Raw genomic sequence first — 26,924 nt, forward strand, 5'->3', positions numbered from 1 at the left:
TTCAGGGCCGCTCACCGGCCAGATGGCGCTCCAGGAAAGGCAGGTTGTCCTGTCCCCAATAGAGTTCGCCATCATAGCGATAGGACGGGAAACCGAAGACGCCACTCGCAGCCGCATGGCTTCGATCAGCCGACCATTTTGCCCTGACGTCTTCATCACTTTCCCGCCGGCCCAACACCGAGCCGTCAAAGCCCGAGGCGCTCGCGATGGCCTCGCGAACATGCGGATTGCCGATGTCCTTTGCCTCGGCCCAGAAAGCATGTTGCAAGGCGCTTGTCAGCGCGATCCAGTCCTGCCCGTCAAGCAGGGCGGCAATCACGATCAACGATGCCGGCGTCGGGTCGCTCAGGTCCTGCCTGTTATCGAGCAGCAGAGGCTTGCCGCGGGCGCGCGCCCACCGCTGCAGATCGCGTGTACCATAGGCCCGGCGTATATCCGGGCGGTTTCGGGAAAAGATGCCGCCGTTCTCTTCTATGACGGTGGTGAGATAGGGCCTGATCCGGGTGCCGCTACGGGCGGCGAGATCGACAAAGGTGTCGAAGCCGAGGTGAGACCAGGGCGATCCGATGGAGAAGAAATAATCGACTGTTTTCGTCACTTACAAAATCCCTGCTCGCGAAGGCACCAGCGGCCTGTTGTTGTTCACGCCGCTCTCCGGCGGGCGCCTGGACCAGCCGAGTTCCGGGGCGATGCGCGTGACGAAATCGTGCACGATCTGGCGGTATTCCTCGTCCTCGAATTCATAGGGAAGCTCGAGCCGCAGTTCGCTGACATGCGGTAGGATCGGGTCGGCAAACAGCCGCTCGAGGATCTGATCGGACGTGCCGACGAGGTCTTGGGCGTAGAGCGTTCGCCGCTCGCCCTGCGGGGTCAGCGTGCGTTCGGTGCGCCCCGCCGCATAGTCGAGATAGCGCTTTCGCGTTTTCGCGTCGGCACCATCCAGCGGCACGATCACGCGGCCGAGCGCAACCCGTCGGCCGCCCTCGGCCGCTGCCCTGTAGGTTTCAAGCTGGCGCAGCTGTGCGACGAAGAAGTCATCGGTGTCTTCGCCCGTCGTGACATTGCCGATCAGGAGGTTGAAACCGTTCCGCCCCGCCCAGCCAGCAGACCGCAGCGAACCGCCGCCGTACCAGATACGATCCGTCAGCCCTCTGGCATGGGGCTGCAACCGCGGCCGCTGGGGGCCGAAGGGCGTCTTGATGAATGTGCTATCGTCGCCGATCAGGGGACTGCGAAGGTTTTCGACGAAGCGCAGCACCCGTTCGTGCGAGAAATCATAGCTCTCCCAGTCTCCGTCGAACGCAAGCGGCCCGATGAGATCGGCATGCAGCGGGCGACCGGCGCTCAAGCCTACGTTCAAGCGCCCGGCTGAGAGCACATCGACCATCGAAAGATCTTCGGCCAGCCGGTACGGGCTCTCATAGCCGATCGGAATGACAGCCGTTCCGAGCTGGATACGGCTCGTCCGCTGCGTCGCGGCCGCGAGAAACGCCGTTGCTGACGAAATGCCGGGTTCCAGATGCCGCTGGCGGACCCACGCGCTTTCGAAACCCAGTGCCTCGCCGAATTCGAGGAGCTGCAGCGTCTTCTCAAGCCCTGACAGCGGATCATCAGCGGGATAATTGCCCGGCGAAAGAAAGCCGATATGGCGGATGGCGGGTCTTGGGAGGCTCATCGTATTGTCTTTCGCTCAGGATTTCGGCAGGCCGTGCGGATTGGTCTCCGATTTGGGCAGCGCTTCCTCGCTCAGCTGCCAGCGATCGAGAATTTTGGCGTAGACGCCGCTGTCGATCAGGCCGTTGGTGGCGACGGTCAACGCTTCCGCCAGTCCGCTGTCCTTTTTCGTTGCGATCGCAACGTCCGAACGATCCGGCCAGCCAGCGCTCAGGGTGCCGACGCGCTTGATGTTGTGATCGCGAGCCGCGATGTAGACGAGCTGCGCATGCGGCTGCACGATCACATCCGCCCGGCCGGAGGACACAGCGAGCAGGCTTGCGGCTTCGTCGTCGTAATATTGCAGCTCCAGCGGCTTCAGGCCGGCGGCGACATTCTGATCGTTCCACCGCAGCAGGATGCGCTCCTGGTTGGTGCCGGCACCAACGATGATCCTGAGGCCCGCCGCATCCTTCGGCTCGGCAATCGCGGCGATGGGGCTGTCGGACTTTACGAAGAAGCCGTGCAGGCCCTGCCGGTAGGTGGAGAAATCGAATTTTTCCTTGCGTTGCTCGGTAACGCCGACATTGGAAATGACGGCATCATATTTGCCGGATGTCAGGCCGAGCGGCCAATCGATCCAGGCGACAGGTACAAGCTCCAGTTCCAGCCCGAGGCTCTCGGCCACCGCGGACGCATAGTCCGGATCGGCACCGACGACGGTTCTGGCATCGATGGCATAGGTTGCGAGCGGCGGGCCACCGGGGCTCACCGCAACGGTGAATTTTCCGGGCGTGACGAAGGTGAAATCCTGGGCGATGGCGGCAATCGCCTTGTCGTTGCGCTCCACATGGATACGGCCAGCCTGCTGCGGGCTGAGGTCGAAGGCCTCTTCGGCGTGCGCCGGGCCGATCAGGGCGAAGATGGATGCAAGCGCGCTGAGCGCGAGCGTGCGGAAAGCCGGTCTGGATGTCATGTCATCGTCTCCATGCTATGGAATGCCGTTCGAACCGGCGCCGCAAGCAGCGCCGGTCCTGATGCTTGGGAGATCAGGAGCCGCTCTTCGGCAGGCCGGCCGGATTGGTGAAGGACTGGTCGATGCCTTCTGCTTCGAGGTTCCAGCGCTTCAGCACCTCGCCATACTTGCCGCTCTTGACGAGGCCGTTGATCGCGACCGTTATCGCATCGGCAAGGCCGGCGCCCTTGCGGGTGGTGACGGCGATCTCGGCGGTCAGCGGCCAGCCGCCGCTGACGATGCCGACGAGCTTGGTCTGGCCCTTGACGGCCGAGCCATAGGCCAGCGTCGCATTGGGGTTGAACTCGACATCCGCGCGGCCCGACGACAGCGCCAGCTCGGCGGCCGCGCGATCATCGAAATACTGGACTTCAACCGGCTTCAGGCCAGCGGCGACGTTCTGGCGGTCCCATTCCAGGATGATCTTCTCCTGGTTGGTGCCGGCACCGGTGATGACCTTCAGGCCGGCGACATCCTTCGGATCCTTGATCTCGGTGATCGGGCTGTCAGCCTTGACGTAGAAACCGAGCACGTCCTTGCGGTAGGTGGAGAAATCGAACTTCTCCTTGCGCTCTTCGGTGACCGTGACGTTGCTGATCACAGCGTCGTACTTGCCGGAAGACACGCCGAGCGGCCAGTCTGCCCAGGCGACCGAGACGATTTCGACCTCCAGCCCCAGCGAATCCGCCAGGAGCGTCGCGAGATCGGGATCGGCGCCGACGATCGTCTTCGCATCGTTTGCAAAGGTGGCAATCGGCGGATCCCAGGCATTGATGGCGACGGTGAACTTGCCGGGGGTCACGAACTTGAAGTCGGGCGAGAGCGCCTTGATCGCTTCCTCGTTCTTTTCCGCGCGCACACGGTTGGACGTGTCCGGGCTGAGGTCGAACTTTTCAGCCGCCTGTGCCGTCGCCAGACCAAGCGCCGTCACCGCGACCGCACCTGCCATCAGAAGTTTTGCCTTGTGAAGAAATGTCATGTCCCGTCTCCTTTTTTCATCCTGTGGTTGTGTTTGCGGTCAATTCCATTCCGTCGCCGTTTCCGGCCCTGGAATTTTGCTAGAGGACTTTTGCGAGGAACTCGCGTGTTCGCGGGTGGTCGGCCCGGCTGAAGATGTGTGCCGGCGTACCGGTTTCGAGAATCTGCCCCTCTTCCATGAAGACGACGGTATCGGCGACTTCGCGGGCAAAGCCGACCTCGTGGGTGACGATGACAAGCGTCGTGCCAGTGCGCGCCAGTTCCTTGATAACATCGAGCACTTCGCCGACGAGTTCCGGATCGAGCGCGGAGGTCGGCTCGTCGAAGAGCAGCACCTTGGGTTTCAGGGCGAGCGCGCGGGCAATCGCGACGCGCTGCTGCTGGCCGCCGGAGAGCTGGCGGGGGTAGGCGTTGATCTTGTCGCTGAGGCCGACGCGGGCGAGAAGCTCGCCGGCAAAGCGGATCGCCTCCTCTCGGCTCGTTCCGCGCACCTGGATCGGCGCCTCTATGAGGTTTTCGAGCACGGTCAGATGCGGAAAGAGGTTGAAGCTCTGGAACACCATGCCGATATCGGCGCGGCGCTTCAGGATGTCCTTTTCCTTCAGTTCATAGAGCGTATCGCCTTTCTGGCTGTAGCCGACCAGCTCGCCATCGATGGCGATGAACCCGCTGTCGACCCGTTCGAGATGGTTGATGGTGCGCAGCAGCGTCGATTTGCCGGACCCGGACGGGCCGAGAATGGCCGTGACGCTTCCGGCCGGCAGGATGAGGTCGACATTGTCGAGCACCTTCAGCGGGCCGAAGCTCTTCGAGATCTTCTGGATCCGCACGGTGCCGCCGGTGCGCAGCTGCGCCGCATCCTGGAAACCGGCATGACGGATCGCCGGGACAGCCACGGTCTCCGGCAATGCCGGCCCGCGAAAGCGGGCGAGGAAGGACTGGAAGGGCAGCGGCACCGGATTGCGCACGGCGCCCTTGGAGAAATGGCGCTCGATATAGTGTTGGGCGATCGACAGCACCGTCATGATCACGAGGTACCAGGCGGTCGCGACCATCAGCAGCGGGATGACTTCGAGGTTGCGGCGGTAGATCACCTGGACGGTGTAGAACAACTCCGGCAGCGCGAGCACGTAGACCATCGACGTGCTCTTGGCCAAGCCGATGATCTCGTTGAAGCCGGTCGGCAGAATCGAGCGCATCGCCTGCGGCAGCACGATGCGGAATGCCTGCCGGTGACGTGGCAGACCGAGAGCGGCGGCGGCCTCATGCTGCCCCTGGTCGACGGACAGGATGCCGCCGCGCACGATCTCGGCGAAGAAGGCCGACTGGTTGAGCGTCAGCCCCAGGAAGGCGGCACCAAACGGCGTCACGAGCTGCACCATCGGATAGTCGACCAGCACGGTATCGCTGAACGGCACGCCGATGCGGATCGTCTCGTAGAGATAACCGAGATTGTTGAGCACCAGCAGCAGCACGATCAGCGGGATCGAGCGCAGCAGCCAGATGTAACCCCAGGAAAGACTGGAGAGCAGCGGCGATTTGGAAACCCGTGCCAGCGCCAGCGCCGTGCCGAGGATGGAGCCGGAGATCGTGGCAAGTGCGGTCAGGAGCAGCGTCCTGCCGAGCCCTGCAAGGACCGGCTCAGCGAAGAACCATTCGGCAAAGACACCCCAGCCCCAGCGCGGATTGGTAGAGGTGGAATAGAGCACGGCGGCGATGACGACGGCGGCGAAGACCGTTCCCACCAGGCGACCGGGATGGCGGGCGGGCACGATGCGGTAGCGCGAATAATCCTGCTTTTGATGTTCGGCCGATCGGTGATCGACCCCGATCCCGGCGAAATCTGTCGTGAGTGCCATGATCTTCCCCTTATGGTTTTAGTCGCAAGCCGGTCAGCGGTGATCCGCTGCAAGCTGCAGCGATGGCTGCACGGGAATGACGGCCGCCGCATGCGCGCCGAGCTGTTTTTCGAAGGGCAGCGACTTGTAGATTTCCGGGTCGGCATCCACGTCGAAAAGGGCGGTGTAGCCATATTTCAGATAGAGGCCGACGGCCTCCGGCTGGCGAAAACCGGTCGTCAGGTAGATGCGCGAATAGCCCTGCCGCGCCGCCTGCTGCTCCAGCTCGATCAGCACCTTGACCGCAAGCCCCTGGCGGCGCAGGTCGGAGCGCGTCCAGATGCGTTTGAACTCGGCGGTGTGATCATCGTATTGCTTGAAGGCACCACCGCCGACCGCCTCGCCATTGCGCAGCAGAAGCAGGAAGTTGCCGTAGGGCGGCGCGAAGGCCTCGGCCGGATAGCGGTTCATCTCCTCGACGGCGCCCGCCTCGCTGAAATAGGAACCGTAGCGCTTGTCATATTCGTAGGTCAGTTCGTCGATCAGCGGCTTGGCGCGGGGATCGAGAGGCGTGGTGTAGAGGAACGTATCGCTCATGTCGCCGGTCCTGTTGCTGACGTCACTGGAGGAAGGTTTCGGTGAGGCGCACCCAGTAGCGGGCGGCGGGCGCGATGATCGCGTCGTTGAAATCGTAGCGGGCGCTGTGCAGCGGCGCCGTGTCGCCATTGCCGACGAAGACGTAGCTTCCCGTCTGCGCCTGCAACATGAAGGCGAAATCCTCGCTTGCGGTGCGCGGCTTGAAGCCTTCCTCGACCTGCATCGGGCCGAACGTATCGAGCGCCACCTTGCGCGCCAGCACGGTCGAGCCGGCATCGTTGATCAGGGCGGGGAAGCCGAGGCGGTAGTCCACCTCCGCCACCGCGCCGAAACTTTCCGCCTGCGCCCGGGCGAGCGCTGGAATGCGCGCGCGCAGTTGCTCCCGCACGCCTTCGGTGAAGGCCCGCATCGTCAGCTTCAGCTCGACGCTTTCAGGAATCACGTTCGAGGCGGAGCCGGCATGGATGGAGCCGACCGTCACCACGGCCATCTCCTGCGGATCGACATTGCGGGAGACGACACTCTGCAAGGCCGTGATGAGGGACGCGGTCGCCACCACCGGATCGACGGCATTCTGCGGCTCGGCGCCATGGCCACCCCTGCCGACGATACGGATATTGGCTTGGTCGACCGAGGCCATTGCCGCGCCGGGCACGAAGCCGAACTGCCCAGCCGGCACGCCCGGCCAGTTGTGCAGCCCGAAGACCGCATCGACCGGGAAGCGCTCGAACAGGCCTTCCGAAAGCATCTTCCGGGCACCGGCGCCGATCTCCTCCGCGGGCTGGAAGATGAGGTGCAGCGTGCCGTTGAACGCGCGGGTTTGCGCAAGATAGCGGGCGGCCGCGAGCAGGATCGCCGTATGGCCATCATGCCCGCAGGCATGCATGACGCCGGGATTGCTGCTGGCATAGGTAAGCTCCGTCGCCTCCTCGATCGGCAGCGCGTCCATATCGGCGCGGATGCCGAGCCGGCGCTCGCCCTTTCCGTTCGAAAGGGTTGCCACAAGACCCGTCCCGGCAATGCCGGTCGTCACCTCATAGCCCCAGGAGGAGAGCTGCGAGGCGATGAGCTTGCTGGTGCGACGCTCCTGGAAGGCGAGCTCCGGATATTGGTGAAGGTCGCGGCGCAGCGCGACGATCTCGTCGAGAAAGGCAGCGATGCCCTGTTCCACGGGATCGCTGAGGCGCGAGGGAGGTGTAATAGCGTTCATGACTTTTCCCCGGCGCTCACGCGCCGACCGCCTTTCCGGGTTCGACGGCGTCCTCGCCGGCCGCATAGCGGCTTTCGCGGTAAAGCAGGCCCAGATGGTCGCGCAGCGTCTGGCCTTCGAGCGACGGGTCGAAATATCCGCGGGCCGCAAGGACGGGCAGGACATGCGCTGCGAAATCGTCGAGGCCTTCGGCGATCACCTGGAAGCCGAGGATGAAGCCGTCGGCGGCACCGCCATCGACCCAGCGGACGATCTCGTCGGCGATATGGTCGGCCGTTCCGATGAAGGCGGTGCGGGGCGTCGCGACGTCGAGCGCGATTTCGCGGAGCGTGAGGTTCTGCTCGCGCGCCGTCTTCTTGATGCGGTCGGTCGTGGCGCGAAAGCTGTTCTTGCCGATATCGCCGAGTTCCGGAAAGGCCTCGTCGAGCGGATAGGCGCTGAAATCATGGTGGTCGAAGAAGCGGCCGAGATAGAGCAGCGCCTCTTCGACGGTCACGAGATTGCGGATCGACAGGTATTTCTGCTCCGCCTCCTCGGCCGACGCGCCGACGATGGGGGCGATACCGGGGAAGATGCGCACGTCGGCCGCGCGGCGGCCCTGCGCGATCGCGCTCTGCTTCACCTGCTTGTAGAAGACCGCCGCATCCTCGAACGGCCCGCCATTGGTGAAAACGGCATCGGCATGTTTGCCGGCGAGCTTCACGCCGGAATCGGACGCGCCTGCCTGGAAGACGACCGGCTGCCCCTGCTTCGAGCGACCGATATTGAGCGGCCCTTCGACGCGGAAGAACCGCCCCTTGTGGCCGAGCCGGCGGAGCTTGGTCTTGTCGACATAGACGCCCGTCTCGCGGTCGCGGAGGAAGGCGTCGTCATCCCAGGAATCCCACAGGCCCTTGACGACACCGAGATATTCGTCGGCGATCTCGTAGCGCAGCTCGTGTTCGGGGTGCTCGCGGCTATAATTGCGGCCCGAGCCTTCGAGCGGCGTCGTCACGGCATTCCACCCTGCCCGGCCGCCGCTGATCAGATCGATCGTGGCGAACTGGCGCGCGACGGTGAAAGGGTCGCTGTAGGAGGTCGAAACCGTTCCGACGAGGCCGATCTTCGAGGTCGATGCGGCCAGCGCCGAGAGGATCGAGATCGGCTCGAACCGGTTGAGGAAATGCGGAATCGACTGCTCGTTGATGTAGAGACCGTCGGCGACGAAAGCGAAGGCGATGCCGGCGTTTTCGGCCTTACGGGCCGTCTCCACGAAGAAGGGAAAATTGACGCTCGCATCGGCCGGTCCGCTGGGATGTTTCCAGGCGTTCATGTGGCCGCCCGGCCCTTGCAGCATGATGCCGAAAGTGACGTTTTTCTGGGACATGGGATCATCCTTTCCGGAAAATTCAGGCCGCGAGCGACAGGCGCTCCTTGGCCAGCAGCTCGATGGACTGGAAGCGTTCGGCCGCTGTCAGCGCCGGTGTTTCGATGATGAATTCGGAGACGCCGTAGCGGCGGTGGAGATCGTCGAGTTCGGCGCGCACCTGCGCCGGCGTGCCATGCAGGATGCTCGGCACCTTCTCCTCGACACGGTAATCGGTGACGCCGGATTGCCGCGCGAACTCCGCCGCCTGCTCCTCGCTGCCGACATTGACGCTCTGGCCGGTCGACAGGAAAACCTTGAAGATCCGGAGCCCCGAAACACGCTCGCGCGCCTGCGCCTCGTCCTCCGCCACAAAGGCCGCCAGCGCCAGGATCGGCGCCTTGCCGCCGCTCGCCTCGCGATACGCCTCGAAGGTCTTGCGCAGGTTTTCCGGGTCGCCGTTCAGATGGCCGGCGAAGACCAACTGCCAGCCCTTGTCTGCCGCAAGCCTGGCGCTTTCGACGCTGGCGCCGAGCAGGAAGCGCTCGGGCGCTATGGTCGGGACCGGCGTCGCCGCGAGATCCGTCGCATCGGGCGCGACCGACAGGTAGCGGTTGAGATCGGAAAGCTGGTCGTCGAATTTCGGCTTGCGCACAGGATCGACGGCCGCCTGCAACGCGTTGGTCGACACCGGAAAACCGCCGGGCGCCTTGCCGACGCCGAGATCGACCCGCCCGGGCGCTAGCGAGGCCAGAAGATTGAACGTTTCGGCGACCTTGTAGGCGCTGTAGTGCTGCAACATGACGCCGCCGGAGCCAACGCGGATGCGCGAGGTCCTTGCCAGAAGATAGGCGATCAGCGCCTCGGGCGCCGAACTGGCGAGACCGGCCATATTGTGGTGTTCCGCCACCCAGTACCGGTGATAGCCCAGTGCTTCCGCTCTCAAAGCAAGCTTCACCGTCGTCTGCAGCGCTTCTGCAGTGGTCTGGCCGGATTCGACCGGGCTTTTGTCGAGGAGGCTGAGATGATAGGACATGAACGCACCAGTGCTGAGACAGATGCATTAATAGTCTATAGTTTTTATGGAAAATTAAGGTACGACATTCTCTTCGCGCGATTGGATGCGAAAAATCGTTGTTCATTGATGGCAGAAGTTTCCGGCACTTGTCTGGACGCGGTGGCTCAGTCGCCTCAAGCGCGATGAGCCAAAATCCACGATGACCGATCCCAAAATGCGAAGGTGCGAACCGCAGCTATGGAACGCGGTGTTCGGACGAGAGACGCGTGCTGCTGCGTAGATCGAGAGATCGCTCCGGCGCACCGACCGTCTATGGTTTTCTTTCAGTCAGGCTATCAATGTAAGCGCAGAACATGTCAGCCATGGCATCGGCATAGGCCTCTATCTCGGACAGGCTCCGAGGCCTCTCCGAAAACTCCTTACCGACAGTGCTCATCGTCGTCATGATCAAGTCGGCGGCCAGTTGCCGGCCGGTATCGGTGCTGTGGGGAAGCACTTCGAGCATGAAATTGCCGAAGAACGGGTCGCCCGCTTCCTTTGCCTCTCGCGCTTCAGGCGCATCGCGATAGAGCGGGGCGGCGTCATCGAGCGCAACGCGGACCGTCGCCTCCTCGCATTCGGATCGGATGAAGGCATGGACGAGGGTTCGCAACCGCTGGAATGGCGATTGCGAACGGTCGTCGAGGATGCGCCGCAGAAGATCCGTGGTCTGCTGCCATTCATCGGTTTGCAGCCGAAAGAGGATCGCGGCCTTGTTCGGAAAATACTGGTAGAGCGATCCGATGCTCACGCCGGCTTTTTCGGCCACACGGGCTGTGGTGAATCTCTGCGCCCCTTCCGCTGCCAAAACCTGAACAGCAGCCTGCAAAATGGCCTGGACAAGCTCGTTGGAACGCGCCTGCCGCGGCTGTTTTCTCGAGGATATACGGGCACTTGGGCGATCCGTCATCAGGGCACTCGTCAAATGCGGTTAGAGAATGCGACGAATTATTCGTATTTTCGCTGCCAACACAAGTCGCTTTCCTGACACGGAGACTTTCATGACCACGCTGACGACGGCACCTCTCGCACCGCTTCTCGACCGCCTGTTCGTGGAGGCTGACGCGCCATCAAACCCGGCGATGGCCGCGCTTTCGCGCGACGAGCGCGACCGTCTCCTGCGCAGCAAGACGGAGTATCTCGATCTCTACGAGCGGTTGAAGGATCTCTGGCTTCCGGTATCGCCCAAAACGGGCAGGCTGCTCTACATGCTGGCCCGCAGTTGCGGCGCAAAGTCGATCGTGGAGTTCGGCACATCGTTCGGCATCTCGACGCTCCACCTTGCGGCTGCGCTGCGGGACAATGGTGGCGGGAGATTGGTGACCAGCGAGTTCGAACCCTCGAAGATTGCACGGGCGCGTCAAAACCTCGCTGATGGCGGCCTTATCGACCTTGTCGAAATCGGGGAAGGTGACGCGCTTACGACGCTCGCCGCCGACCTTCCCGAAACGATCGATCTGCTGCTGCTCGATGGAGCGAAGTCCCTCTATCGCGAGGTCCTGGACCTAGTAGAAAGTCGTCTCAAGCCCGGCGCATTGATCGTCGCGGATAACGCCGACGATTCTCCCGATTACCTCGCCCATGTCCGTCCAGCCGGGTCAGGCTTCATCTCCGTGCCTTTCGCGGAGGATGTCGAACTGTCCATGCGGGTCGGATAAATCCGCCGCTGCCCTTACTCTAAAAGACAACTCTCAAAGATCGGATAAACACCATGCACGTATTCGTAACCGGCGCCACCGGCTGGGTGGGTTCGGCCATCGTGGACGACCTCTTGAGCGCCGGCCACCAGGTCACCGGCCTCGCACGCTCCATGGAGAAGGCAGCGCATCTTGTCGCCTCCGGTGCCGATATTATCCAGGGCTCGCTCGATGACCTTGATATCCTGCGCGAAGCCGCAGCGACGGCAGATGCCGTCATCCACACGGCCTTCAACCATGACTTCATCATGACCGGCCTCCTGATCGCGCTGCGTTTCGTCGATCCGTCGCAGCTCGTTGGCCGCGTGAAAAGCCAGAAAGTGTGAGTGAAACATGGCCCGCATCACTAGCCTGAAAACGATCTTTGCCGAAATCCCCTTCGAGGACGGTGGCCGCGGGGAGGGCATCACGCCGAGCCGCTGGAGAACGAGGACGGCCTGGTCGGTTGGGGGGAGGCGTTCGCCTATTTCTGCGCGCCGGCCGTGGCCGCCGCGATCGAGACCATGGCGGCACCGCTCGTTGTCGGCAAGGAGACCGATGACATCCCCACTTGGAACCTCGCGATCTAGAAGGCGCTGCATATCTTGGGCCACTACGGCATCACGATCTTCGCGCTCTCGGGCGTGGATATCGCGCTTGGGATATCAAGGCAGCGCGCCGGGAAGACCCTGGCCGAACTCATTTCTTCCACCGCGCGCCGCGCCGTGCCGGCCTATGCCCGCCAGTCCGTGGAGGAGGGGTATGGCTATGTCAAACTGCACGAGATCGCCCCGGATGCCATATCCGCCGCGCGGCCGGCCATGGGCGACGCGGCGGGCCTTATGGTCGACGTCAACTGCAACTGGACGTCGGACTTCGCCATCGAGATGGTTCCCCTTCTCAAAGCGGCCGATACGATGTGGCTCGAGGAGCCGATCTTTCCGCCGGAGGACTATGAGACACTTGCGCTGCTGGAGGCGCACGGCATTCCCATCGGCGCAGGCGAAAATGCCTGCACGGCCTTTCCATTCCGAGCCCTTGCCAAATCCATCGCCTATCCCCAGCCGAGCCTGACCAAGGTCGTTGGTGTTTCGGTCTTCCTGGAGATCGTGCGGACTGCCGCGGAGATCGGCAAGGCGCTGATGCCCCATTTCGGCCCTGGCTATTTTGCCACGCTCAACCTGTTCGCCGCGCTCGGCGAAGACAGCCTCTTCGAGTTCCTCTACGTCAAGCCGCATGTCTTCATTGGCCTCGATACGCCGCTGCCAATCGGTGGGCGGGTGGCGCTGCCGCCGGGTAGGGGATCGGGTTTGCGCCCGACGAGGATGTGATCCGCACCTACGGAGCTAGGAAACAAGGACATAGAAATTCTATCACGGGCGCGGCCGGTCTCGTCGGCACGGCATTGCGGAAAGAGCTGCGTGAACGCGGCTACACGCTGCGGCTTCTCGATCTCATCGAACCGGCGGAGGTTGTGGCTGGCGAACGCGCCGTCGTCGGCAGCATCAATGATCCCGCGCTGCTGCTCGAGGCGACGGCCGGCGTCGGTGGCGTGCTGCATCTTGCCGGCTGCACCAGTGATGCGGCTATGGGCGTGCAAATCGAGGGCAGTATCGTCAGGGCGGCCAATGTGTTCGAGGCTGCTCGGCTGAACGGCGTGGGCCGCGTCGTCTTCGCCAGTTCCCACCACGTCGTCGGTTATTATCCCCGTCGCCGAAGGCTGGATGCAAATGTGGTCCTCAGGCCTGACAGCCGCTACGGCCTGACCAAGGGTTTTGGCGAGCAGCTCGGCGCCTTCTATGCCGACAAGTACGGCATGCGGAATCTCGCCATTCGCATCGGTTTCACCAATCACGAGCCCGTCGATCGGCGCAGGCTGGCGATCTGGACAAGCTGGCGCGATCTTCCACAACTGGTCGATATCGGCTTTTCCAACCCGGCGCTACGCTTCGCCGTCGTATACGGCATCTCGAACAACGACCGCTCGTTCTTCGACAACAGTACAGCCTTTGCCGAAGAGGTGCTGAAGGCAAACCCGCCGGAGGATAAGGGCAAGGTCGGCGCCCATGTGATCTGCGGCCATTTCGCGAATGGTGAGTTTGAAGGCTCGTTGGAGCGGATCTACGAATGGTAGGGGTGGGGGGCGGAACCGAACCGATCACAATCGCTTCCGCCGGCCTTGTGGCCCAGTTCCGCCCGGACCTCGGCGGCCGCCTGACGCGCCTTGCGCGTGCGTCAGGCGGCGACATCGTTGTTCCGCTGGCGGCTCCGGGTCAATCTTGCCATCATCCGGGCGCGGGGCTTTTCCATCGACGACGAGGAGATCGTCCTCGGAACACGGTGCGTAGGAGCGCCGATCCTCGATGCGGAGCATCGCCCCATCGCTGCGCGATCACTGTTGCCGCAGCGACCTATCGCATGAGTCCCGACCGAGCTGAGCAGCTCGGTTTCGAGATCGCCGATATTGCACGGCGGATCTCTGGGGCAGGCAGGGTTGAGCCAATTGCCAAATGGATTGATTAGGTGTGACCGAAAGGTTCACTTTACGATGCCGCCCGTTCTGGTCGGTTCAAGACCGCGGATTTGATCATGCCCACGCCTCCAGCGCCTATTGGGTGGGTTGATAGACGTAGGCGGCAAAGCGCCTGCTTTTTGCGACGCTGCTGCAAGCGCTAGTCTAATTCTTGATGAAGCCTAAGGGATGACGGGTTGCTGCCGCCACACCCGGATTGGCTTGTTGCTCAAAAAGGCTCCGCAGATCGCTCTGCAAGCCAGTGCATACCGCCTGCTGTGATCGCGTCATAGACTGCCCGTCCCAATGAAACGCCGATGTCCGTGTGCAGCGCGGCGAAGGGCGCTTCCGGGCTTCCGCATGGTGAGGCGACGACGATGCAATCGGTTCCCGTGCCGGTCACCGTCCGACCATTGTGGGCCAGCCCAAGGTCCATGATGGCGGCTGTGCAGGCTTCTGCGGCAATTGACAGCGCCTCCAGGCGCGCAGCCTCGGATAGGGGCGCATCGGCATGGGCGAGGAGATTGATCGTGCCGAGCCGTGCGTTCTCATCGAGGGCATCGCCGACCCGGCCAGCATTGGAAAGACCGACCGTGGCAAGGCAGGAAGAGGTGGCAGTCCCGGCGACGGCGCTTGCGAGATGGTGATGTTTGAGGTTTCGCGATGTCATGAGGTGCACTGCCCCTTCGTGGTCCGCTTCGCTCATGCGCCTCTGCAGGAGTTGGACGGGGTCGACATCGACGGGCAAGTCCGCATTCCGGACTTCGAGCCAGACAACGGAGCGGGCAACGACGAATCCTGGCCGGGTTAGCGCCCAGCTCAACATGTTCTGCGGCTCGGCAAATTCTGCAACGAGGAAGGGCGGTGTCCAGCGGGTGGAAAAGGCGTGCATCAGCTTTCCGGCGGCTCAGTGGCCGGGCGCGTCGTCATCGGCCGCCGTGGTGTCGGTGACCTTGTCGAAGACGTTGCGCCAGAGCGCCACCAGATCGCAATAGGTGCCTCCGGCGAACTTTTCGGCGAGGCGATGCTGCTGGCGGAGCGTCAGGCGCAAGGCCGCGCGGCCGAACCGGTCTGTGGGTGCGGTGAACCGCTCGGGCTCGTCCTTCCTGCCCAACGCCTCCAGCACGGCCTTGCGCAGGAGCGGCAGGTCGGGACGGGCGAACCGGTCGTACAGAGCCTGGAAGCGGGCGTGATTGTCGATGTCGAACGCCGTGTCCACGCCCATTTCGTCCATGACCGGATTGGCCGGGTGCAGGTAGCCGAGCGGCACCAGATGATCCGGGATCGGCGTGTTGGCCGAATGGGTGCGGCCCGCTTTCAGGAGCTGCGGCAGAAGGTGGGTGTGCGGGCCGGGCGGCGAGACGCCGCTGGTATCTGGCCCGCCGATCATCTGGAACACCTCAACGCGGCCGATGCGGGTCAGCGCGACGCGGTGCGGATGGGCCTTCAGGATGGCGCCGCCCGCCGGATTGGCTGGGTCGAACAGGCTGCGCCCGGCATTTTCGCGCAGGAGGGCGAGGAGGGCTGGATCGTCCGTACGGACGCAGAAGTCGCATTGCGGCAAAGCAAGACCCATGTCGAAGAGAATCGCCTTGCGGTCTCCGGGGCGGACGGCGTCCTTGTCCGGCCCGATTTCGGTGAGGGCGCTTCGCCTGTTCCCGGCGGCCTCCCTCACTGGAAGGCAAAGCGCCAAGGCATGGCTCCAGCGATGCGGCTTGGGGCTTAGCGTCTCGTAGGCGACGGGTTCGATCCGCTCGATCGTATCGGCATTGAGGCGGATGGCACCGCGGCGGGTCGCGCGCACGAAGAGCGCGGGTGCATCGGCCTCCAGATATTCGCCCCTGTCTTGATGGAATTCAGCGACGGCACCGAAGGAGCCCATGCTCCAGCCCGCCTTCTCGTCGACGAGGTGGATCTCGAGGATATTGCGGATATCAGCCACGATAGTGTTCATCCTTCTTCTTCGACAGGTCGACCGGCTGCACGATCAGGCCACCGGCTGCAGCGCCGATGAAGGCCTCGACATGGTAGACGTCTTCCAGTGTTTTGGCCGTGAGCACGGCTTCCGGCGGACCTTCCGCAAAGGTGTGGCCCTCGCGCAGCAGGAGCAGCCGGTCGCACCAGCGCGCGGCGAGTGTCAGGTCGTGCATCGAGGCGATGACGATCCGGCCCTCCGACGCCAGTTCCCTGAACAGTCGCATCAGCGCGATCTGGTGCTGAGGGTCGAGGCCGGCGAGCGGCTCGTCCGCCAGCAGCACCGGCGTTTCCTGCGCGAGCGCCCGCGCGATAAGGACGCGTGCCCGCTCGCCGCCGGAAAGGCTGGTGACGGCGCGATGGCGGAAAGCGGCAAGGTCCATGCGTACGATTGCCGCCTCGACTGCCGCCCGATCGCGCTCTATGAGAGCAGAGAAACGTGCATGGTGCGGCATTCGGCCGAACGCCACCACGACCTCCACACTCATCGCCCAGGCGGTCTCGCGCTCCTGCGGCAGGTAGGCGAGGTGGCGCGCTCGTTCGGCGGTGCGCAGGGTTGCAAGGTTGACGCCGTCGAGACGGACAGTACCGCTTGCGGGAACGAGGCCGAGGCAGGCGCGCAGGAACGTTGACTTGCCTGCACCGTTCGGGCCGATGAGGCCGGTGAAGCTGCCCTTCTCGACGGTGAGCGATACGCCGTTCACGACGCGCTTGCCGGACAACGTGGCCGAAAGGTCTTCGATGGCAAGGATGCTCACAGCCCCTTCCTCCTGTACGACCAGACAAGCCAGAAGAAGAAGGGAGCGCCGACGATCGCCGTCAGCACGCCGAGTTTGATGTCCCGATCCGGCCCGATGACGCGCACGAGGATATCAGCGCAAAGCAGCAGCGCCGCTCCGCCAAGCGCGCTCGCCGGCAATAGCCGGGAGGGCTGTGCGCCGACGAAGGGGCGTAGCACATGCGGCACGACGAGGCCGACGAAGCCGATGGCGCCCGCGACGGCCGTGGCGGCTCCGACCGAGAGCGCAGTGCCGAAGACCGCAAGTCGCTGCACGCGCTTGAGGTCGATGCCCATGCTCGCGGCGGCATCCGGGCCGAGAGAGAGGGCGTCGAGCGCCCGGCCGAGACGCAGGAGCAACAGCCAGCCGACCACCGTGAACGGGAGCATCAGCCAGACATGCGGCATCGAGCGGTCGGTGAGCGAACCGAGCATCCAGAACATGATCTCCATCGCCGCAAAGGGATTGGGCGAGAGGTTCAAGACCAGCGAGGTGATCGCGCCGGCAAGGCTGGAAATGGCGATGCCGGTGAGGATGACGGTGAGCGGTCGCCCATCAGCGCCCGCCATCGCCTTGAGGGCGAATACGGCGAGCATTGCGCCAGCGAGCGCCATGAGTGGCAGGGCGAGTGCGAAGAGCGCCGAAAGCCCGGTATAGATGGCGATGACCGCGCCAAGCGAGGCGGAAGCGCTGACACCAATCAGCCCCGGCTCGGCCAGCGGATTGCGCAGATAGCCCTGCAGCGCGGCTCCCGAAAGGCCGAGAGTTCCGCCGACGAGGAGGCCGAGCAGGGCGCGGGGCAGGCGGATTTCCTGCATGACGAGGACCAGAAGCTCGTCACCGCCACCAAACAGCGCGCGCAGGCTTTCGGCGACGGTGACCTCGGCCGGGCCGATGGTAAGCGAGAGGAGGAAGAGCACAAGGGCCGCCGCGGCAAGGATGGCGAGGGTTTCGCGGAAATGGGAGCGGATCGTCATGGCGCAGCGCCTCGCGCCCCGCGGGCCGCATCCTGCAGGACACGGGCGGCTTCGAGGGTGAACGGTCCGCCGCAGACGGTCAGCCGGTTTTCGAGCGGGGCCTCGGCGGTGGCCGCCGCAAGGGCGCGATAGGCCGGATGAGCAAAATTCTGCTCGGCTAGCGCCGGCTTGTCCCAGTGCGAGCGGCCACCGGCCATCAGTTCTGGATCGGAAAGGACCAGCAGCTCGAGCGGCAGGCGCGTGGTTCCCGCCAGGCCCAGTGTCTCCGCAATGTTTTCGAGCCCGGCGCGCTTGACCACCTCGGACACCAGCGTGCCGGCGCCGGACGTATAGCTGTTGGCGAAATAGAGCGCCGTGCGCAAGCGCGGCGTTCCGGCGGCTTCGAGCCCGGCGATTTCCCGGTCCATGGCGGCGACCAGCGTGCCGGCCCGCGCTGGATTGCCGAGCAGGTCGCCCATCCGCCTGAGGTTCGCGCGAACGTCGTCGAAGGAAGATTCTGGCTGGAACTCCTCCACGCGGAAACCGAGCCGGCGGAGCAGGGAGACGGTTGTGCGCGTCGTGTAGGTGCCGGCCAGCACGAGATCCGGCTTCATCAGGAAGATTTCCTCCGCCAATCCATGATTGACAACGTAGGCGCCAGCCTCTTCTGCCATTGCCGAGGTATCTGCATCGCGCGCGAGATAGGAAACCGAGTGAAGCTGGCCGGGCCGTGCGATGAGCATGGCCAGTTGGTCCGTGCAGACATTCATCGAGATGACGCGCTGCGGAAAGGCGTCGGCGCGCGACGCTGCCGCCGGCCAGAACAGGCAGGCAAGGATCATCGCATGCCGACGCATTGCTCGCATCAGAACGTCGCCTTCAATCCGGCAAAGGGCGACAGGCCCGGCGTGTTGAAACCATAGACTTCCTGGTAGTCGCGGTCGAACAGGTTGTCGATGCGGCCGAAGACCTCGACCGTTTCGTTGACCTTGAAGCTTCCGCCGACATTGACCACGGTATAACCGCCGAGCGTCACGCGCGGCGGCAGCCGGCTAGCGAACACGCTGTCCACCATCTCGCCGTTGAACACCGCCTCGGCAAAAACTCGCACACGGTCTTCATAGAAGAGATAGGCAGCGTTCAGCGAGCCCGTATGGCGCGGGCGGCGCACTTCCGCAAGCCGCGGCCCGCCGACCACCGTCTGCTCGCTCGCATCGGTGTAGGTGTAGGTGCCCGCTATCGTGAAGCCATTGAAGAAATCGACGGTCGTGGAAATCTCGACGCCCTGCCGGCGGCTTTCGCCGTTGCGGTTGACCGGCGTCGACGTGAAGTCCGGATTGTAGACCGTAGCGATCTCGTTTTCGAGATTCTGGTTGAAATAGGTGACGTCGACGACTAGGCCGCCATCGAAGAAGCTTTTCTCCACGCCGATATCCCAGCCGAAGCTTTCCTCCGGCTTCAGGTTCGGGTTGCCCTTGAACGTGCCGGGGATATAGCCGAACTGCTCGTAGAAGGTCGGGTTGGTCACGGCCGTGCCGATGGAGGCATGCAGCCGTGTTTCCGCGTCGGGTATCTGCCAGGCGGCGCTCACCGTCCAGGTCGCGGCATCCGAGAAGGCGTTGTTCCAGTCCTGTCGCGCGCCGGCATTGAGATAGAGCTGGTCGAAGAACTCGCCGCGATACTCACCGATCAGCGAATGGGCGTTGCGGCTGAAGGTTTCGGTAAGATGCGAGGGCGAGAAGGTCTCGCGCTGCCATTCGTAGCCGGCGGTCAGCTGGTGGACCTGGTTGTCCAGGTCGTCGTAGCGGTAGGAGGCCTGGTAGGTCGCGTTGTAGCGGTTGCCATCGTTCCAGCTGTCGCCGAAGTCCTCGGAGTGGTTGAAGCGATAGATGTCGTTGCCGGAAAAGCGCGCCTTCTGCGTTAGCGCGCCGTCACGCGCGGTGTTGGTGAGGCCGATCGAGCCGAAGAACTCGCGGCTTTTCGTATAATCGTCCGCATCATAGGTCATCGCGGTGTCGTAGTTCTGCGGATCCAGATCGCTGCGGCGGTTGACGTAGCGCAGCGTACCATCCACCACCGTATCGGGCGACAGGTCCACCGTGAACTTGCCGTTCAGCGTGCCGTTGCGGTCGCCGTCGTCTTCCTTCCCCATGTCGGAAATGTTGAAACCTTCCGAACGGCGCAGGACGCCGGCGAGCGAATAGTCGAAATTTTCGCCGCCGCCGCGGGTGGAGAGCGCGCCCATCACCGTGCCATCCGCACCGACTTCTGTACGGGCCGTCGATTTGGTCGAATTGCGCTCGCCCTTTTTAGTGATGATGTTGATGACGCCGGACATGGCGTTGGCGCCCCAGAAAGTGCTCTGCGGGCCGCGCAGGATCTCGATGCGATCGATATCGTCGGCAAGCAGGCTGCCGAAGTCGAATTCGCCCTGGCCATTGTCATTGACCTCGACGCCGTCGATGACGACAAGCACTTGATTGCCTTCCGCGCCGCGCACGCGCACCTGCGTCAGGCCACTGTAGGACCCTGTCCGCGATACGGCAAAACCCGGCACGAACCGAAGCGCATCTGCCACGTAGCGAACCTGGTTCTTCTCGATCTCTTTGCCAGTGATGACGGTGACGGCACGGCCGGACTTCCTTAGTTCCACCGAGGTGAGACCGTCAGTAATCACGATCTCGTCGAGCATGGTCGGCGTTTCGGCTACCGGCTGATCCTGCGCCAGGACGGGCTGACACAATACGATCGCAAGCAGGGAAGCCCCCGCCAGATAGTTCTTCATATTTCCCCCACGGCAGGCTGATCCCTGCACGGTTACCAACCGCGGGCGAGTGAGGATTTCCGGAGAGCTGGCGCTTCCCTAAACCGTCCACCGACGCGGCGACATCTTCGACAATGTCACCACTACGACCGGCCGCGCCCGGACACTCCCCGTATCCTGGCATGGGTGACCGGGACAGGCAGGTCTCCTGACTTCCGCGTCATCGCTTGTCCCGCCTTCCCACGCATTCGCGCAGTGGCATCATGAGGCAAGCTCGGCGGTTACAGTTGCGGGGGCAGTCACGGTCTCGGCCCCTGATGGGTAATCCTCACCGTGTTCCCTTTTCATCCGTCGTACTGACGGAACCTGTTCCGTAATCAACATATATTGACGGTTGTGAGCCGGGGTCAAGGGATGAAGGATCCTACCCACAGGCCGATTTGGATTCAATGAATGGCGCCTGCTTGGCAATGTGATTTTGGGCGATGTTTCAGCCCTGCGGGTCGGGTGCGGTCATGTCTGCGACCTGTTGGTGCGGCACCATAGGCCGCTGGCCCCGATGTTGTTCGTCTGAATCGATCCGCCGCGCTGCCGGTCGGATATTTTTAAACCGGAGTTCGAGACTGGGAGTATCGCTTGCCGGTGCTTCCGGGCGGGTGGCCGAAATGTTTGTGATAGGCTGTGCAGAAGTTGCTGGCATGGTTGTAGCCGGTGAAATGGGCTGCCTGCGCGACCGTCCAGTCTTGTCCCTCCAGCCCTGCCCGCGCCGTTTCCATGCGCACGTCATGGACGAAGGAAAAGACCGTCTGCCCATAGACGTGCCGGAACTTCGTTTTCAAGCCGGATATGCTGAGGCCCGCTTCGCGCGCCAGGGATTGCAGGCTGTGTGCGGCGCCCGGCTCGTTGATCTCAACGACTTCGCGGTGGCACAGACAGCGAGTTTTGCCAATTTCAATGCGGTGCGCACCGACCTTCTGGTGTTTGCCGCCATGGTGACAGTCTTTGCGGTGATCCTTGCCTGGCGTCTACGACATGTGCTGGACGTCATATCGCTCGGGCCTGATACCGCAACGAGCCTTGGAGTGGACTGGGCGGGAACCGTCACCGGCCTTTTGCTGCTGGTATCGGCGCTTGTTGCTGTTTCCACCGCGCTCGTTGGCCCGGTAGCGTTCTTCGGCCTGCTCGTGGCGGCACTTGCCGAGCGTAACGTCGACACGCGTCGGCATGCCAGGCTATTGCCCGCGGCCGCTCTGACCGGCGTCGTCGTGCTCGTCGGCGGACTTGTCTTCCTTCTGCTCTTGCTCCTGGGAAGCCGCAAATGATCCGGATCGAGAACATTTCCTTCAAGCATCGAAGCACGCCGGTCCTCACGGATGTCAACCTGACGATCCCGAAGGGCGGCGTCATTGCGCTGATCGGTCCGAACGGTGCCGGAAAGTCCACGCTGCTCTCGCTCGTCGCGCGGCTCCAGCCACTTCAGACGGGGACCATTTCGGTGGATGGCCTGCCCGTGAACACGACGCTTGGCCGCGAACTGGCCAAGACGATCGCCATTTTGCGGCAGGACACACTTGTGGCGAGCCGGCTCACCATACGCGAGAACTCGTCGGCTTCGGCCGCTTCCCGCATGGTCGCGGACGCCTCTCGGACCGGGATCACGCGCTTATCGAAGCGGCAATCGCTCAGTTCGATCTCTCCGATTTGGCCGACCGCTTCATCGAGACCCTCTCCGGTGGGCAGCGCCAGCGTGCGCTCGTCGCCATGGCCTTCGCGCAGGGGACGGACTATCTGCTGCTCGACGAGCCGCTGAACAATCTCGATATGTACTATGCCCGCGCTTTGATGCGGTCGCTGCGCACCGTTGTCGATCAGAGTGGCAAGACTGTCGTCATCGTGCTGCACGACATCAACCAGGCGAGCGCTTGCGCTGACCGCATTGTCGCGATGAAGAACGGGATGATCGTGGCTGATGGCACACCGCACGCCATCCTAAATCCTGACGTGTTGGAAGAGAATTTCGGTTTCCGAATACGTGTCGAGATGATCGTCGGCAAACCTTTTGTGCTGCATCACCTGTAGCTGCCGGTCGAACATATCGCGCTCCACGGCGCCCAACGGCTATTCGGTCCCTGTCAACAGAACTCTGCAGTTTCCAGCGTGCCTGGCCGATCCGCCGGAGCCCAGGAGAAAACTTGACTTTTTGAGACAAATATTATCTGTCCGTCTTGCGGTGGCGCGTAAAGGTGCTGATGCAGATGCTCATCGCTTGTTTTTGTCTACTGGACTCTCCGCCGACATGAGACGTGCATGGTTTCATTTTTGCGCCGCCTGGCGTGTCCAAGTCGTCTGTCGCCAGTGTTGGTGACACGATGAGGCCTCTTTGCGCGGAGAAGCATTAGGTGACGTGGGATATTCAGAACCTGTTCAGGCGGCATGCGAAAGAGCTGGCTGGCTTTTTACGCCGCCGCGGCGTGACCGAGGATGTCGCCGCCGATCTTGCGCAAGACGCCTTTGTCCGTCTTCTTTCGTCGCAGCCACGCAGCGGCGTCGACAATGCCCGTGCCTACCTTTTCCGGATATCCAGAAATTTGCTGATCGACCATCAGCGCAGGCAGCGCATATCGCCTTTTGACGAGGCTGCGGATCAAGCAATCCTTACCGTTCCCGACCCGGCGCCATCGCCAGAGACCGCGATCTACGACAAGCAGCGATTGGCAATTGTTGACGCGGCGCTTGCGGAACTGCCTGAGAGGACACGCAAGGCATTCCTGCTGCATCAACTCGCCGAACTGACGGTTGCAGAAATCGGTCCGGAGATTGGCCTGTCCACGACGCAGACCTGGACGGTCATCCGCAATGCATATCGTCACATCCGGAACAGATTGCACGATATTTGACCTTTCGAGGTGTCGACAGCGAAAATCTCTGACGTTTGTTCGTTCAATTGGCTAGAAGATGGCTCCAGTTGTGCCCTGCGCCCGAAAGAATGGAATGAACGAAGCGCTACCAGACGATCAATTGTTCGATGAGGCGGTGGATCTGATCATCCGCCTGCAGAACGATTCCGACAACGGCGTGACGCTGGAGACAATTCGGCGGTGGCGCCTGCGCGGTGAAGCCTATGAACGGGCCTGGACAGAGGCATGCGAAATCCAGGGAATGGCCAATAGGGTACTCGCCAGCGGACGACAGGACGACGTGTCGATGTCACGCCGGAAGCTGCTTGTCGGCGCTCCGCTTTTGATCGGGTCGGTTGCCGCCGGTGCCTATCTTTCCGGCGTGGGCGCCGTCTCGCCCAGGGCCGATTTTGCGAGCGACACCGCTGAATTCCGTCGCGTATCCCTTTTTGAGGGCAGCACGGCCACCTTGGGGCCGGATAGCGCTATTGCGCTCGACAGCATGGGCGATCGACGCGGCGTTTCGCTTCTTCAAGGAATGGCATATTTCGAGGTGGACCCAGGTCAGGATCGTCCCTTCTCGGTCAGGGCCGGGTCTGTCACGTTGACCGCCCTGGATGCCGCCTTTGACGTGAGCAATGATGCTGATTTTATCACCGCGACGGTCGATCGTGGCGTCGTTTCTGCACAAGGGCCCTGGCATTCGGCCGGCGCCGAATTGCGGCTTGGGCGCGGAGACTGGGTAAGCCTGGACGAGAAGCAATCGATGAACACCGGCAAGCGCGCGGCGGGGCAGGTCGCCGCCTGGCGGGATGGCGTGATCGTTGCGGAGAAGGAGCCGATCTCGGCGGTTGTCGCGAGAATTGCGCGCTGGCGGCGGGGCAAGGTCGTCTTGATGAGCCCATGGTTGAGCGCTCAGCGCATCAGTGGCGTCTTCGACCTTCGCGACCCGGTGATCGCGCTCGAGGCCGTCGTTCACCCATATGGCGGCAAGGTCCGCGAGATTTCACCCCTGCTTGCCGTCGTCTCCCTTGTCTAAGTAATTCCTGAACAGGCCGAAAATTCAGAAACGTCCCTCGTCTTCAGAAACGGGGACGGACTGCTCTTGGACACTCATTGAACGCAGCCCCATCGTGCAGGTCATTTTTGGAGTTGGGGAACATGCGGCAGGGGTATCTGAAGAACGGTTGCGGAAACATCGGCAAGGCACTGACTGCTACGCTGATGCTGACAACGGCAACGATGGGGGCTTCCTTTGTCTCGACGCGTGTCGCGCTTGCTCAAAGCGCCGAAAAAACCTTCTCCGTGCCGGCCGGTCCACTCAACGCCGCGCTCGCAGCGTTCGGTCGGCAATCCGGCCTTCAGGTGACCTACAATCCCGCGATCGCCAATGACAAGCAATCGGCGGGTGCTTTTGGAACACTCGACCCTGCTGACGCCGTCGCGCGCATTCTGGAAGGTTCCGGTCTTTCTTACACGTTTTCCAATGCCTCGACTGTCTCCGTCTTCGATGGATCGGCTGCGGCATCCACCGCGGGCGTGGGGGAAGGCACCCTTCTGGCACCGATCGTCGTGCAGGGCGAGAAAGTGCCGCGCGACCTCTTCAGCACCTATACCAGCGTAGGTATTGCGACCGGCGAGGAGATCGAAGACTACAACCTGCCGAACCTCAACCAGACCCTGAACAGGATGGCGAACGTGCGATCCCTGCCGACGTCCGGCGGCAACAGTTCATTCGTAATCCGCGGCCTGAATTCGGATGGTGTGACGCAGCCTAGTCGCGCGATGCCAGTGATTTCCGTGATCCTCGACGGCGCAGCGCAGGGTGTGGAGGCGACACGCCGCGGTAGCCGCGGGACCTGGGACGTGGACCAGGTCGAAGTCCTGCGCGGCCCCCAGTCGACCCTTCAGGGGCGAAATTCGCTCGGCGGCACCATCATTGTCAAAACGAAGGATCCGACCTGGGAACCCGAGTACATCATCGAAGGGCAGGCGGGCGGACAGGACCTGTTGTCTGGCGGGTTCGTGTTCTCCGGCCCTCTTATCGAAGATCAGCTCGCGGTACGCCTCTCTGGCAATGCCTCGCGCGAGACAAAGGACATCACCTACGCTGACCCATCCATTGCATCACTTGGAGAAGATGAGTTTCAGGAGCTGCGCGGAAAAATCCTCGTGACGCCGGAAGCCATACCGGAGTTCACAGGCCTCTTTACGATCAGCCGCACGCATGACAAGCCGGGCTGGAATTTGGTGTCGGGGCCGGATTTCTTCGACCGTAAATATGAAGACACCACCAATTCCACCGCCGAGTTCCGTGACACCTATGTCAACCGCTATGTGGCGGACCTGAGTTACGAGCTGACACCGGACTGGACGATCAAGTCGGTGACCGCATTGTCGGATACGGACATGACCATCCACTCGCCGGCCACGTCGAACTTTCTGAGGAACGACACGCGCGACGGCATGGATTTTTCGCAGGACCTGCGCCTCATCTATGATTCCGCCGACTCCCCGTTCAGCGGCGTGTTCGGCATCTTTGCGGGTCGCTTTGACAGCAATCTCGACTCACACATCCAGACGACCCTGCTTGCCCCGTTCGGGATTCCGCTGGCCGATATCCAGGTGCTGGATGCCAAGAACGAGACCACGTCCGTCGCCGCCTATGCCGATATGCGTTATCGTCTGGCCGATGACTGGACTCTGATGGCCGGCGGTCGGTTGCTGCGGGACAAGGTTTCTGCCGACTACCGAGGATCGGCGCTTGATCTTGATGCCACCATCGGCGGCGGCTTCCCAGTCTATGGCTCGCTTGACGAGAACAATTCCGTGTCCAACACCGTCTTCCTTCCGAAGTTCGGCGTGGCCTTTGACTTCGCCGAGAATCAGGCGGTAGCGCTGACGGCGGCAAAGGGCTATCGCGCAGGCTATTCAGAGGCCGTTGTCGGCACCACTGAAATTAACAAGGTCAAGCCTGAATATATGTGGTCCTATGAGCTGGCATACCGTTCCAAGTGGCTTGAGGATCGCCTTCAGGTCAACGGGAACGTGTTCTATTACGACTATGAAGACCAGCAGATCCTGACCTCCAATCCACGGTTCCCCGGGCAGACAGTGACAGAAAACAGCGGGCAGTCGCATGCCTACGGCGCGGAGTTGGAACTGCGATACATGGCAACTGAAGCGTTTGAGGTCTATTCCTCGCTCGGCCTTCTGCGCACGCGCTTCGATGATGGCACGACAAACAACGGAATTGCGCTCTCCGGCAAGGAATTCCCGGAATCGCCTACAGTCACGGCGTCGCTCGGCGGGCTTTGGCGGCATGAAAATGGTTTCTTCGCCGGCGCGGACGTCACGTATACGGACGGCTATTACAGTGCGGGCGATCTTGCCAACACACCCGGGCGGTTCGTCGATTCCTTCAAGGTCGTCAACGCACAGGTCGGTTACGAGGCCAAGAACTTCACAGTTACCGCCTTCGCCCGCAATCTCCTGAACGAGGAGTACCTGACCAACATTTCCCCCACAGGCGTGGAAGCGACGATCGGCGATGGACGCGTCTTCGGCATCCGCGCCACCGGACGCTTCTGAGCTGTCGTGCGCCGGCGAAAGAGCAGGCTGGTCTGGCAATCGAAAGGAGCTGCCGCGGCTGCTCCTCTTCGCGTTTCCAAGA

The 26,924-nt window shown here is 62.7% G+C and carries 27 protein-coding genes, 1 pseudogene and 1 riboswitch; of the genes and pseudogenes, 11 read left to right on the forward strand and 17 right to left on the reverse strand.

Features of this window, described 5'->3' with window-relative positions; translation table 11 throughout:
• Position 1: 1 nt before the first annotated feature.
• From AC1RT2_RS24190 to AC1RT2_RS24235, 10 genes are all read right to left on the reverse strand, one after another.
• Complete coding sequence (locus AC1RT2_RS24190) at positions 2-598, reverse strand: 2-hydroxychromene-2-carboxylate isomerase (protein WP_493105992.1); 597 nt, start codon at positions 596-598, stop codon at positions 2-4.
• Positions 599-1,675, reverse strand: a complete 1,077-nt coding sequence (locus tag AC1RT2_RS24195) for an LLM class flavin-dependent oxidoreductase (RefSeq protein ID WP_493105994.1) — start codon at positions 1,673-1,675, stop codon at positions 599-601. It abuts the gene before it with no gap.
• A 15-nt stretch (positions 1,676-1,690) separates the two neighbouring features.
• Complete coding sequence (locus AC1RT2_RS24200) at positions 1,691-2,629, reverse strand: ABC transporter substrate-binding protein (protein WP_493105996.1); 939 nt, start codon at positions 2,627-2,629, stop codon at positions 1,691-1,693.
• A gap of 73 nt (positions 2,630-2,702) precedes the next feature.
• Positions 2,703-3,647 carry an ABC transporter substrate-binding protein gene (locus tag AC1RT2_RS24205; RefSeq protein ID WP_493105998.1) on the reverse strand — a complete coding sequence of 315 codons (945 nt, stop codon included), beginning with the start codon at positions 3,645-3,647 and terminating at the stop codon, positions 2,703-2,705.
• Between the two features lie 79 nt (positions 3,648-3,726).
• Entirely contained in the window at positions 3,727-5,505 is a 1,779-nt protein-coding gene (locus AC1RT2_RS24210) for an amino acid ABC transporter permease/ATP-binding protein (protein WP_493106000.1), read from the reverse strand.
• Between the two features lie 33 nt (positions 5,506-5,538).
• The gene (locus tag AC1RT2_RS24215; RefSeq protein ID WP_493106002.1) at positions 5,539-6,081 is read right to left on the reverse strand and encodes a GNAT family N-acetyltransferase; all 543 of its coding nucleotides are present in this window, start codon (positions 6,079-6,081) and stop codon (positions 5,539-5,541) included.
• Between the two features lie 22 nt (positions 6,082-6,103).
• Complete coding sequence (locus AC1RT2_RS24220; RefSeq protein ID WP_493106004.1) at positions 6,104-7,291, reverse strand: M20 aminoacylase family protein; 1,188 nt, start codon at positions 7,289-7,291, stop codon at positions 6,104-6,106.
• 16 nt (positions 7,292-7,307) lie between these two features.
• Complete coding sequence (locus AC1RT2_RS24225; RefSeq protein ID WP_493106006.1) at positions 7,308-8,657, reverse strand: LLM class flavin-dependent oxidoreductase; 1,350 nt, start codon at positions 8,655-8,657, stop codon at positions 7,308-7,310.
• 22 nt (positions 8,658-8,679) lie between these two features.
• Positions 8,680-9,672 (reverse strand): LLM class flavin-dependent oxidoreductase, encoded by a 993-nt coding sequence (locus AC1RT2_RS24230; RefSeq protein WP_493106008.1) that lies wholly within the window; start codon positions 9,670-9,672, stop codon positions 8,680-8,682.
• A 292-nt stretch (positions 9,673-9,964) separates the two neighbouring features.
• A complete protein-coding gene (locus AC1RT2_RS24235) occupies positions 9,965-10,603 on the reverse strand; it encodes a TetR/AcrR family transcriptional regulator (RefSeq protein WP_493106010.1) in 639 nt (212 codons plus the stop codon).
• A gap of 91 nt (positions 10,604-10,694) precedes the next feature.
• Here AC1RT2_RS24235 and AC1RT2_RS24240 point away from each other — a divergent pair, with 91 nt between their 5' ends.
• The 6 genes from AC1RT2_RS24240 to AC1RT2_RS24265 all read left to right on the forward strand — a co-directional run bounded on the left by AC1RT2_RS24240 (position 10,695) and on the right by AC1RT2_RS24265 (position 13,791).
• A complete protein-coding gene (locus tag AC1RT2_RS24240; RefSeq protein ID WP_493106012.1) occupies positions 10,695-11,351 on the forward strand; it encodes an O-methyltransferase in 657 nt (218 codons plus the stop codon).
• 53 nt (positions 11,352-11,404) lie between these two features.
• Entirely contained in the window at positions 11,405-11,716 is a 312-nt protein-coding gene (locus AC1RT2_RS24245; protein WP_493106014.1) for an NAD(P)H-binding protein, read from the forward strand.
• Positions 11,717-11,809: 93 nt separating this feature from the next.
• Complete coding sequence (locus tag AC1RT2_RS24250) at positions 11,810-11,959, forward strand: hypothetical protein (protein WP_493106211.1); 150 nt, start codon at positions 11,810-11,812, stop codon at positions 11,957-11,959.
• 15 nt (positions 11,960-11,974) lie between these two features.
• The gene (locus AC1RT2_RS24255; protein WP_493106016.1) at positions 11,975-12,700 is read left to right on the forward strand and encodes an enolase C-terminal domain-like protein; all 726 of its coding nucleotides are present in this window, start codon (positions 11,975-11,977) and stop codon (positions 12,698-12,700) included.
• Positions 12,697-13,503 carry an NAD-dependent epimerase/dehydratase family protein gene (locus AC1RT2_RS24260; protein ID WP_493106018.1) on the forward strand — a complete coding sequence of 269 codons (807 nt, stop codon included), beginning with the start codon at positions 12,697-12,699 and terminating at the stop codon, positions 13,501-13,503. The genes AC1RT2_RS24255 and AC1RT2_RS24260 overlap by 4 nt, the downstream gene beginning before the upstream one ends.
• Positions 13,504-13,599: 96 nt before the next feature.
• Positions 13,600-13,791: an IclR family transcriptional regulator domain-containing protein gene (locus tag AC1RT2_RS24265; protein WP_493106214.1), complete on the forward strand. Its 192-nt coding sequence runs from the start codon at positions 13,600-13,602 to the stop codon at positions 13,789-13,791.
• A 319-nt stretch (positions 13,792-14,110) separates the two neighbouring features.
• On the opposite strand, the gene AC1RT2_RS24270 is transcribed toward AC1RT2_RS24265, so the two are convergent.
• From AC1RT2_RS24270 to AC1RT2_RS24300, 7 genes are all read right to left on the reverse strand, one after another.
• Positions 14,111-14,773, reverse strand: a complete 663-nt coding sequence (locus AC1RT2_RS24270; RefSeq protein WP_493106020.1) for an adenosylcobinamide amidohydrolase — start codon at positions 14,771-14,773, stop codon at positions 14,111-14,113.
• A 15-nt stretch (positions 14,774-14,788) separates the two neighbouring features.
• Positions 14,789-15,835: a DUF6925 family protein gene (locus AC1RT2_RS24275; protein WP_493106022.1), complete on the reverse strand. Its 1,047-nt coding sequence runs from the start codon at positions 15,833-15,835 to the stop codon at positions 14,789-14,791.
• A complete protein-coding gene (locus AC1RT2_RS24280; protein WP_493106024.1) occupies positions 15,816-16,613 on the reverse strand; it encodes an ABC transporter ATP-binding protein in 798 nt (265 codons plus the stop codon). Before AC1RT2_RS24280 ends, AC1RT2_RS24275 begins: the two co-directional genes overlap by 20 nt.
• Positions 16,610-17,611 (reverse strand): FecCD family ABC transporter permease, encoded by a 1,002-nt coding sequence (locus AC1RT2_RS24285; RefSeq protein WP_493106026.1) that lies wholly within the window; start codon positions 17,609-17,611, stop codon positions 16,610-16,612. The genes AC1RT2_RS24280 and AC1RT2_RS24285 overlap by 4 nt, the downstream gene beginning before the upstream one ends.
• Positions 17,608-18,456 carry an ABC transporter substrate-binding protein gene (locus AC1RT2_RS24290; protein ID WP_493106028.1) on the reverse strand — a complete coding sequence of 283 codons (849 nt, stop codon included), beginning with the start codon at positions 18,454-18,456 and terminating at the stop codon, positions 17,608-17,610. Before AC1RT2_RS24290 ends, AC1RT2_RS24285 begins: the two co-directional genes overlap by 4 nt.
• A complete protein-coding gene (locus AC1RT2_RS24295) occupies positions 18,456-20,375 on the reverse strand; it encodes a TonB-dependent receptor plug domain-containing protein (protein ID WP_493106030.1) in 1,920 nt (639 codons plus the stop codon). Before AC1RT2_RS24295 ends, AC1RT2_RS24290 begins: the two co-directional genes overlap by 1 nt.
• A gap of 160 nt (positions 20,376-20,535) precedes the next feature.
• Positions 20,536-20,739, reverse strand: a riboswitch (cobalamin riboswitch).
• Positions 20,740-20,959: 220 nt separating this feature from the next.
• Positions 20,960-21,193 carry a helix-turn-helix domain-containing protein gene (locus AC1RT2_RS24300; RefSeq protein WP_493106032.1) on the reverse strand — a complete coding sequence of 78 codons (234 nt, stop codon included), beginning with the start codon at positions 21,191-21,193 and terminating at the stop codon, positions 20,960-20,962.
• On the opposite strand from AC1RT2_RS24300, the gene AC1RT2_RS24305 reads away from it, so the two are divergent.
• The 5 genes and pseudogenes from AC1RT2_RS24305 (at position 21,140) to AC1RT2_RS24325 (ending at position 26,842) form a co-directional block, all read left to right on the forward strand.
• Positions 21,140-21,676 (forward strand): iron chelate uptake ABC transporter family permease subunit, encoded by a 537-nt coding sequence (locus AC1RT2_RS24305; protein ID WP_493106034.1) that lies wholly within the window; start codon positions 21,140-21,142, stop codon positions 21,674-21,676. The two genes, AC1RT2_RS24300 and AC1RT2_RS24305, sit on opposite strands and share 54 nt — an antisense overlap.
• Positions 21,673-22,433 (forward strand): annotated as a pseudogene (locus AC1RT2_RS24310) (iron ABC transporter ATP-binding protein). The gene AC1RT2_RS24305 and the pseudogene AC1RT2_RS24310 overlap by 4 nt, the downstream one beginning before the upstream one ends.
• 320 nt (positions 22,434-22,753) lie before the next feature.
• The gene (locus AC1RT2_RS24315) at positions 22,754-23,251 is read left to right on the forward strand and encodes an RNA polymerase sigma factor (RefSeq protein WP_493106036.1); all 498 of its coding nucleotides are present in this window, start codon (positions 22,754-22,756) and stop codon (positions 23,249-23,251) included.
• Between the two features lie 94 nt (positions 23,252-23,345).
• A complete protein-coding gene (locus AC1RT2_RS24320) occupies positions 23,346-24,290 on the forward strand; it encodes a FecR family protein (RefSeq protein ID WP_493106038.1) in 945 nt (314 codons plus the stop codon).
• Between the two features lie 77 nt (positions 24,291-24,367).
• On the forward strand, positions 24,368-26,842 hold the full coding sequence (locus tag AC1RT2_RS24325) for a TonB-dependent receptor (protein WP_493106040.1): 2,475 nt from the start codon (positions 24,368-24,370) through the stop codon (positions 26,840-26,842).
• Positions 26,843-26,924 lie beyond the last annotated feature (82 nt).

The organism is Shinella sp. GW821-FHT11G07 (genome assembly GCF_058808115.1).